Below are 7,149 nucleotides of genomic sequence, written 5' to 3'. Positions count from 1 at the left end.
ATCCTCATGCTGATCGACCGGCCACGGTCCCGGCGTACAGCCGGGGCCTTGCCCTCTCAAAACAAAGAGGACCGGCTTTCGCCGGTCCCCCACTTCGCAAGGCGTTGCCGCCGCGCAAGCCTTAGCGATCGTGACCCGAATGGGCGAAGACGCCAAAGGCGGCTTCGTGCCAATGGCATAGAGCGCGCTCGCTTCTCAGAAGCGAAAGGCACTATTCTGCCGATCCGTCAAAATCAACCAGGTCGCAGACTTGTCAGTATGGCACGTCATCGTCTGGCATATTTCCGTAATCGTCCGGGCTGTCAGCAGCCGGTGGACGATTGGAGGCCCGATCAAGCAGCGTTAAGGTGCCGGTGTAAGCCTTCAGGACAACCTCAGTCGTGTAGCGATCCTGACCATCATCGCCTTGCCATTTGCGGGTCGCCAACTGGCCTTCGACATAAACGAGCGACCCTTTTTTCAGATATTGCTCAGCAATCCTGCACAAACCTTCGTTGAAAATCACAACACTGTGCCATTCAGTCTTTTCCCGGCGCTGGCCGGAATCTTTATCGCGCCAGCTCTCGGACGTTGCGACGCTGAAACTGGCGATAGGAGCGCCGGATTGCGTTCTGCGGATTTCGGGATCGGCGCCGAGGAAGCCGACAAGGGTGACTTTGTTGACGGAACCGGCCATCAGCATATCTCCAAGGGGTTATGGACAATCTTGAATTTCATGAAATGTCTTTGTTTGCGGGAACGTCTTCAAAGCTGAACAGCCACCCATTGACGGACAGCAATTCATGTTCGTCACAACAATAGGCTGTGAATTTTCCATCAAGGTCTGTTTTTGGATCGACGCGAATATGAAGCTCAACGAGCGAGGAATCTGCGTACAATTCGCGGGTGTAGTGCGATGGGCAGGCCGTTTTCCCGCTCATGTGTTGCACCATGGATGCCGCGCGCCGTCCCAGGCGCGAGCAAGGCGTTCCGAAACCAGCACGTCGCCTATATCTCTGCCGTCAACAAGAACATTGGCAAGGGTCCGGTGATAGAGATCCATGCCATGATGTTTCAGCGTCACGGTCTGCCCTTTGATGAGATCCGCGAGACGGTTTTTCGCGCGTTGGGCTGTGTCGATCTCCCACTGACATTTCCCGTCAATTTCAGGAGCATCGATATTGTAGACACGAATTTTCTCCTTGAGCCCCGTTGCGACAATTGTGAAGGTGTCGCCATCCCAGACTTTAAACGTGACTGGTTGGCAGTCGGGGTCGCACAAGCGACCACTCACATAGACATGGCGGTTTCCCGCATATTCGTGCTGTGCGGAAACGTGATAGGCCTTAAGCGCGATAAGACCACAAGAGGCGATAAAAAGTGTTCTGCGGATATGACGGAACGGGATCATGGGAGACAAACCTTTTCGGACTTCCGAACAAAGCATTCGCGTAACAAACGCGCGACCTTGATCATGTCTGCGGGTGATTTTGACCGGATGACAACTTCATTTTGACCCTCGCAAAGACTGAAGCTGGCCGAGGTGTCAAAGTCGGGGGAAATCGCATAGATCAGCGATTTTCCCTGCTCGGTTTGAATAGAGACGGTATCAAGCTGTTTGATGATGTGTTGAACAGCCTTGTCGATGTTGGCAGACTTTCTCTGCGCTTCATGCAGACGTGACAATGCCATCTCAAAGAGCGGGGTGCCGGGTTCGATCACCCGTTTCGTAATCCGATCGGCTATGGTCGCGGGGTGATCAGACAGAGAAAATCGGGCTTCTGGTTCAGCTTCATTGGGTGCCAGGATGAGCCAATCCTTTGCCGACATGGACGATTTTTCATCGGAGGAAGGCCACAGGACTTTCACGGTACAACGATCAGCCGCCGCAATACGCAAAGAAAATCGGTCAGATTTCCGAGTAAGTACAGCAGTAATATAAAGATCGTGCGGCGTAATGCTGAAGGTCCAGCTATCGCCCCATGCCCTGATCATGGCAGATATAAAAATATCAAGCTTTTCAATTTTATTTGGCATTTTCGAACCTGTATTGATTATTTTCTGACAAAAGAAGCTTTTAGCCAACGATATTGAAATACGAATATTTGAGGTTCTTCAGTCACCCACCAGTTTTCAACCGAATAACAGCCCGGTAGAAGAGAGCCGTCATTATTTCCGCGCTCGATGAGGAGTGGCAAAGTGGGGAAAGGATCGGTCCAGGGTGCCAGAGTGAAGCGGTTCGCCAATGGCGATACCGGACTGGCTTCATAGGAGTCACAAGTCACCTGAAGCTCAATATTGTCGAATGTCACCATGCCGGTGAAGGCAACCTCGTCGCCGGGAGATAACGGGCGGGTCAGATGAGTGAAATCTTCAAGCAGGTCGCGTTGCGGACCTGCGGAAAGGAAAAACCGATGGTCACGACGCTCAATGAAATTCGATGGATCAGATCGAAAATCAGGATGCGGACCACTGAGCCAGGATGCCGGTATCCACTTGGTATTTTGGTGCATGTTCATGTTTATTGATACCTATGTAAGACGCCTAAAGATATCTATTTTTGATACCATTTCAATTTGAAAGAATAGCTATTAGGTATCATTTATTAGTACATATTATTGCGGGAAATTATTAAATTAATGTAAATCCTAGATTGAATATTTTTCATATCTCATTGATTATTATAGATATAATTGACTAAAACAAAGCCTGTGCATTTATCTTGCCACGCAAGAAACTTCCTTGTTTTGATATAAATCCGGAATTATGGTCCAGCACAACATCGTTCGTCATGTCATAGATTTTAATTAGAAAATGCGCAAAGAAATTATGGACAGATTTCAAAGTGACAACTCCCTTATTCCAGTCTTTGAAGGCAAGACGAACCGCGAAACATTCAGAAAAGTGCCATTTGGCCAGGTTCTGACGTTAGACGAGATTGAACAAAGGTTGAGAGCGCAGCTCCGTTATCAACGTGAGCGCAAGGGTGTAAAAATCGTCCAACTTGCTAATTTTGTCGGTATTACCGCCAATGTATTCAGGCGATACGAATGTGATGATGCGAATATGAGCGTGTCACGTATGCTTCATGTTTGTGAGATTCTTTCAATAAATCCTATCGATCTTATTTTTGATTCAGCCCCTCACCTCTGGGGAAAATCTTATGAATCTGCGCTCAACGTCAAAGATATTGTATCACTCATATTAGACATGGAAGAAAACGACCTCCGTACGATTAAAGATTTTCTTTATAGCGCCTATTCCCACGCGAGACCGGAGAAGGCGAAAAAAACCGCAAAACAAGTTGAAAACATCGGCAATAATGTATCCAAGGTAGAGTAACTATTGGTGGAAAAATAAGCACAAAATCGTGTTCATGATAAAAAAATAGAGACAGCACCAGTAAAAAGCGTTTATTGAAAAAATTACACGTACAACCGTCATTTAGACGAATCTATTATACGAGGATAGCAATGAAATACTAAGATAAAAAAATTATATATTACCTGTTTAAATTTTTAATAAAAACGGGCTATGTAATTACTTAAAATTTGCAATATAGTTTTGCCTTGATAGGCAAAATTTGACGATTGAGTGTGGGGACAATGGGGATGATGACCAGTACAGCCGGAATGGCTTCGCCATCTGGATTTTTTGACAAGAAAGGGGATCAAGAGCGCTGCCCTCGCTCCCCCGCAATCGAAAAAAAGCGGGTTCCCCATGCTTCCGCGCATCGCTACGCGCCGCTTGTGCAGCACGCCGATACCGTCGCCCTTCGGGTGGGTGATACCCCTCCGTTTTTTCCGTTGCCCCCCTCACTCCCGGCCCTCGCCGGGCAGGCAGAAGGGCAGGCAAGCCCGCCCTCTGCCGATCATTCTGGGGCGGCTGGAACGGAGACGACAATGGACAATATTCGGACAGGTGAAATATCAGGTGTCGCCTTATCGATAGCGCGGCATAAAAAGGCGTTAGAGAGGCATTTAACGGATGCATCCGGCACGACACTGACAGCGGAACTCGGCGCTCGGCGGGACCTGATCAATTTTAGCACCCAGAGCGTTGAAGACGATGTTTTGAAGAGACTGTATCTAGCCGCCCTGGTCATACAACCTCGTCTTACATGGGATGACGAAACCAACGCGATGCTGCGGAATCTCGTTTTTTGAAGGCCACCGGGATCAAGTGACCATTAAAGGAGAGGCATATTCTCCTTTAATGGTGAAGGCGATAGATTCACAGCTAACCAAGCGCCCTTGCCTGCATTTATTTTGGAATATTATATCATATTCATATAATAAATAATGATCAATATCCAAGCGACGATACAAGCTCTTCAAGGGTTTCCCGCCAAAGAAGCAATCTTACAATTGTGTATTTTACAGATGATGATTTAATTTGTACTTTATATAAATCATCAAGAACACGATCAACAACATATCTCACGTCTTGATATCGATAACTATAAATAAAGTTTTCGATCATCATCAGTATATGGGCAATTTCTTTTGCCGTTAGATGATCACCAGAGACAATTTCTATTTCCATTTTTCATGGCCGCTCAATTTCCGATTCTGAGAAATGATTGCCCTTGTAGAGCAAGGGGATTCGGTAGCTTTTCGCGCAGGCGTAAGCGAAACAATCGCCAAGATTCAAGGCTGCGGGGTGCCCGGCATAACGGCCATACTGCTTCGCCACGGCCAGGGCTGATCTGTAAACACTTGCATCGATAGACATCGGCCTTGCGTTGATTTCAGCGATAAAGTCCTCGACGAGCCGTTGCGCCATGTCGATCATTTCCGGCGGCGTCGGCCTGTCTCGGTCGCCGGTGTTGACCATCTTTCGCGCAATGCTCTCAGACGCCTCAAAAAGTGAAAGAGATGAATAATATATTGGCTTCTTATAACTTTCGATTTTCGCAATAAAGTAGCCTGCATCATCTTCAACGGTCAAAATAGAAACAAGAACAGACGCATCGATAAACATTAAATTTTCTCTTCCTCGTTCATGTAATCCTTCATATCGAAATTATCCGCATCCTTGGACGCAAGAATACGCAAGTATTGCTCTTGAAGGGGGCGAACTCTATCGGCAAGAGGGATAGATTTTTTCCGGCTGTCAATCACGCTCTTCAGAGCCGAACGCACGGCATCTGCTTTAGATTCAGCGCCTAGAAGCTTTTTCGCTTCGTTCGCCAACTGATCGATTTCATCGCCTTTGATTAGTAAGGACATTTGATAGACCTCCTCTGCGGTATATCTAGGATATACCGCAGAGGATATACCAAATCAATAGGGTTGTGGGGGCTTGGGTCTGATTTGGTACTATTTTTTAGTACCTCTATTTGCAATTCGTGTCAATATTGCCGAAACAGACATGATATTTTGGCGTCATACGCGGCAACCGTCAGCACATTACAGTTAATGGAAGACCGCTCTTTTTCTGCAAAATCAGGTAAACGGCGCAAGCATCTTCAAAGGTCGGGCAATCTGTAATGGCTTCGCAATGCCCCGTTTTGTATCGGCCATAGATCGCAAAAAATTGAGCGTCGTCACGATCATACCCGCCTTCAACGCATGTTTCGTCTGATCCTTCTTCGGCCAGGTTCACACAACCGCCTATCTCAAGATGAGAAAATTGCGTCCAGTCTGGTTCATTGGCACGATGACAACAATTGTAGAGGATTTTTTTCTGAATCCACGGGGTCAACTCTTTCGCCCGGTCATTCAGACCCAAAAGGCCATCGTCATTGCGGAACCGGAGCCAGAAATCAAAGCGATTTTGCTGAGACGGGCAAATGCCCGTCTCTTTTTCCATTTTACCGATTGTTCTCATGGTTCAAGCCCTCCCGGTCATGCTGCCAGTTCTGCGGATTGACGAAAGGAATGCAAAAATTCGGCGGCCTTTTCGGCATAGCTTGCCGCCTGAAAGATTGCGCGCTTGTCGTTTTTCAAGACCGTGATCCACGATGCGATATAGGCGGCATGATCCGCCCTGCCCTTGTTTTCAATGGCGAGATCGGCACAAAGGAAAGCTGCGCCGATTTCGGCCACGAGCTCCTCACGCGCATAGCCTTCGTCACCGAACCGTTTCTGTTCAAAGGACCGGGCAAGGCGCTTTTCAGCGCTGGTCCAGTGGACCATTTCATGGGCGAGGGTCGAAGCGTAGTCTTCGGGGGTAGCAAATGTTTGAAAATCTGGCATTTGCACATAGTCTTTGACCGGATGATAAAACGCCTGATTGCCTCCTTCGCGGATATCCGCACCTGTCGCCTCAAAGAATGCATCCACATGGCAAAGCCGGGTTTCGGCGGCAAGCTTTTCAACTGGCTGAAAGCGATACTGCTCGGGCAACCCATCGATCTGATCCGCATTGAAAACACGGTAGGCTTTCATGAATGGAATGCGGCGCTCTACACTTTCACCGGCTTGCGTTTCCTCGGTCTTCTCGATTGCACCTGCATAAACGACAAGTGAGGATTTTTCGCCCTTGCGAACCTGCCCGCCAAGCTCCTCGGCCTGCTTGTAGGTCATCCAGTGATTTGCCGAATAGCCGTGTTCCATAGCGGCTGACCAAAGCAAGAGAACATTAATGCCGGTATAGGGGACGCCATTGTGACGCAAGGGACGGCTTGAAACCGGGGAACCCCACGGTTTCACCCATGGGCTTGTTCCGGCCTCAAGCTGACGGATAATGCTTTCGGTGACGGATGCATGAACATCGAATTTTACTTCTGCTGCCTTTGCCATGGTTTTAAATCCTTGCGGTTTTGTTTTTCTCTATGCCCCATTTATATAACCTATGTTTATTTTTTGCAAGTGTTTTCTTATCGTAGTGATAAGTTTTTACTGTAGACAGGCAAGGGTTGACGGGAAAAAAGGCGGCATAGGCTCTTGACCCGCCTTGGCCCAACGGGGCATGGCGGTGCCCGAAGGGCATCAAGAGCCGCCTTTTTTGCTGTCACCATGGGCCAAGGTTCCATGTCTATGCGGGAGGGCCGGTGCGCATAGCGCATCGATCAGAGACACGCGGCTCTGATCGAAGGCCCGGAGCATCGACATGGAAAGGGCCATGGCTACCCTGGCCGGTGACACGCACCCCATCCCCTTTCCCGCCAGCGTCGATCACGGCCCTTGAGGGCCGTGAGCAGCCGGATCGGTCTGGCCGGTGCAG

At 48.6% G+C, this 7,149-nt stretch carries 12 protein-coding genes; 2 read left to right on the top strand and 10 right to left on the bottom strand.

The window, feature by feature from the left end; translation table 11 throughout:
• Window positions 1-253: 253 nt before the first annotated feature.
• From ssb to NAC44_RS21020, 5 genes are read right to left on the bottom strand one after another with little or no spacing between them, the layout of a single operon-like run.
• Window positions 254-676: a single-stranded DNA-binding protein gene (ssb, locus tag NAC44_RS21040; protein WP_250943619.1), complete on the bottom strand. Its 423-nt coding sequence runs from the start codon at window positions 674-676 to the stop codon at window positions 254-256.
• A 37-nt stretch (window positions 677-713) separates the two neighbouring features.
• Window positions 714-920: a hypothetical protein gene (locus NAC44_RS21035; RefSeq protein WP_250943618.1), complete on the bottom strand. Its 207-nt coding sequence runs from the start codon at window positions 918-920 to the stop codon at window positions 714-716.
• On the bottom strand, window positions 917-1,390 hold the full coding sequence (locus NAC44_RS21030) for a thermonuclease family protein (RefSeq protein ID WP_250943617.1): 474 nt from the start codon (window positions 1,388-1,390) through the stop codon (window positions 917-919). Before NAC44_RS21030 ends, NAC44_RS21035 begins: the two co-directional genes overlap by 4 nt.
• The gene (locus NAC44_RS21025) at window positions 1,387-2,064 is read right to left on the bottom strand and encodes a hypothetical protein (RefSeq protein ID WP_250943616.1); all 678 of its coding nucleotides are present in this window, start codon (window positions 2,062-2,064) and stop codon (window positions 1,387-1,389) included. The genes NAC44_RS21030 and NAC44_RS21025 overlap by 4 nt, the downstream gene beginning before the upstream one ends.
• Complete coding sequence (locus NAC44_RS21020; RefSeq protein ID WP_250943615.1) at window positions 2,034-2,498, bottom strand: hypothetical protein; 465 nt, start codon at window positions 2,496-2,498, stop codon at window positions 2,034-2,036. The genes NAC44_RS21025 and NAC44_RS21020 overlap by 31 nt, the downstream gene beginning before the upstream one ends.
• Window positions 2,499-2,793: 295 nt before the next feature.
• On the opposite strand from NAC44_RS21020, the gene NAC44_RS21015 reads away from it, so the two are divergent.
• A complete protein-coding gene (locus tag NAC44_RS21015) occupies window positions 2,794-3,321 on the top strand; it encodes a helix-turn-helix domain-containing protein (RefSeq protein WP_250943614.1) in 528 nt (175 codons plus the stop codon).
• A gap of 269 nt (window positions 3,322-3,590) precedes the next feature.
• Window positions 3,591-4,145 carry a hypothetical protein gene (locus NAC44_RS21010; RefSeq protein ID WP_250943613.1) on the top strand — a complete coding sequence of 185 codons (555 nt, stop codon included), beginning with the start codon at window positions 3,591-3,593 and terminating at the stop codon, window positions 4,143-4,145.
• A gap of 139 nt (window positions 4,146-4,284) precedes the next feature.
• Here NAC44_RS21010 and NAC44_RS21005 read toward each other — a convergent pair whose 3' ends face one another.
• From NAC44_RS21005 to NAC44_RS20985, 5 genes are all read right to left on the bottom strand, one after another.
• Window positions 4,285-4,524 (bottom strand): hypothetical protein, encoded by a 240-nt coding sequence (locus NAC44_RS21005; protein WP_250943612.1) that lies wholly within the window; start codon window positions 4,522-4,524, stop codon window positions 4,285-4,287.
• A gap of 3 nt (window positions 4,525-4,527) precedes the next feature.
• A complete protein-coding gene (locus NAC44_RS21000) occupies window positions 4,528-4,962 on the bottom strand; it encodes a type II toxin-antitoxin system VapC family toxin (RefSeq protein ID WP_250943611.1) in 435 nt (144 codons plus the stop codon).
• Window positions 4,962-5,210 carry a type II toxin-antitoxin system VapB family antitoxin gene (locus NAC44_RS20995; RefSeq protein WP_250943610.1) on the bottom strand — a complete coding sequence of 83 codons (249 nt, stop codon included), beginning with the start codon at window positions 5,208-5,210 and terminating at the stop codon, window positions 4,962-4,964. Before NAC44_RS20995 ends, NAC44_RS21000 begins: the two co-directional genes overlap by 1 nt.
• A 172-nt stretch (window positions 5,211-5,382) precedes the next feature.
• Window positions 5,383-5,811, bottom strand: a complete 429-nt coding sequence (locus NAC44_RS20990; protein WP_250943608.1) for a hypothetical protein — start codon at window positions 5,809-5,811, stop codon at window positions 5,383-5,385.
• A gap of 17 nt (window positions 5,812-5,828) precedes the next feature.
• Window positions 5,829-6,725, bottom strand: coding sequence for an ArdC family protein (locus NAC44_RS20985; RefSeq protein ID WP_250943607.1), 897 nt, complete (start codon window positions 6,723-6,725; stop codon window positions 5,829-5,831).
• Window positions 6,726-7,149 lie beyond the last annotated feature (424 nt).

The organism is Allorhizobium sonneratiae, from assembly GCF_023700755.1.
Lineage (GTDB): Bacteria > Pseudomonadota > Alphaproteobacteria > Rhizobiales > Rhizobiaceae > Allorhizobium > Allorhizobium sonneratiae.
The sequence above is the reverse complement of the archived record's forward strand: the minus strand, read 5'-3'. Positions and strand labels throughout refer to the sequence as shown.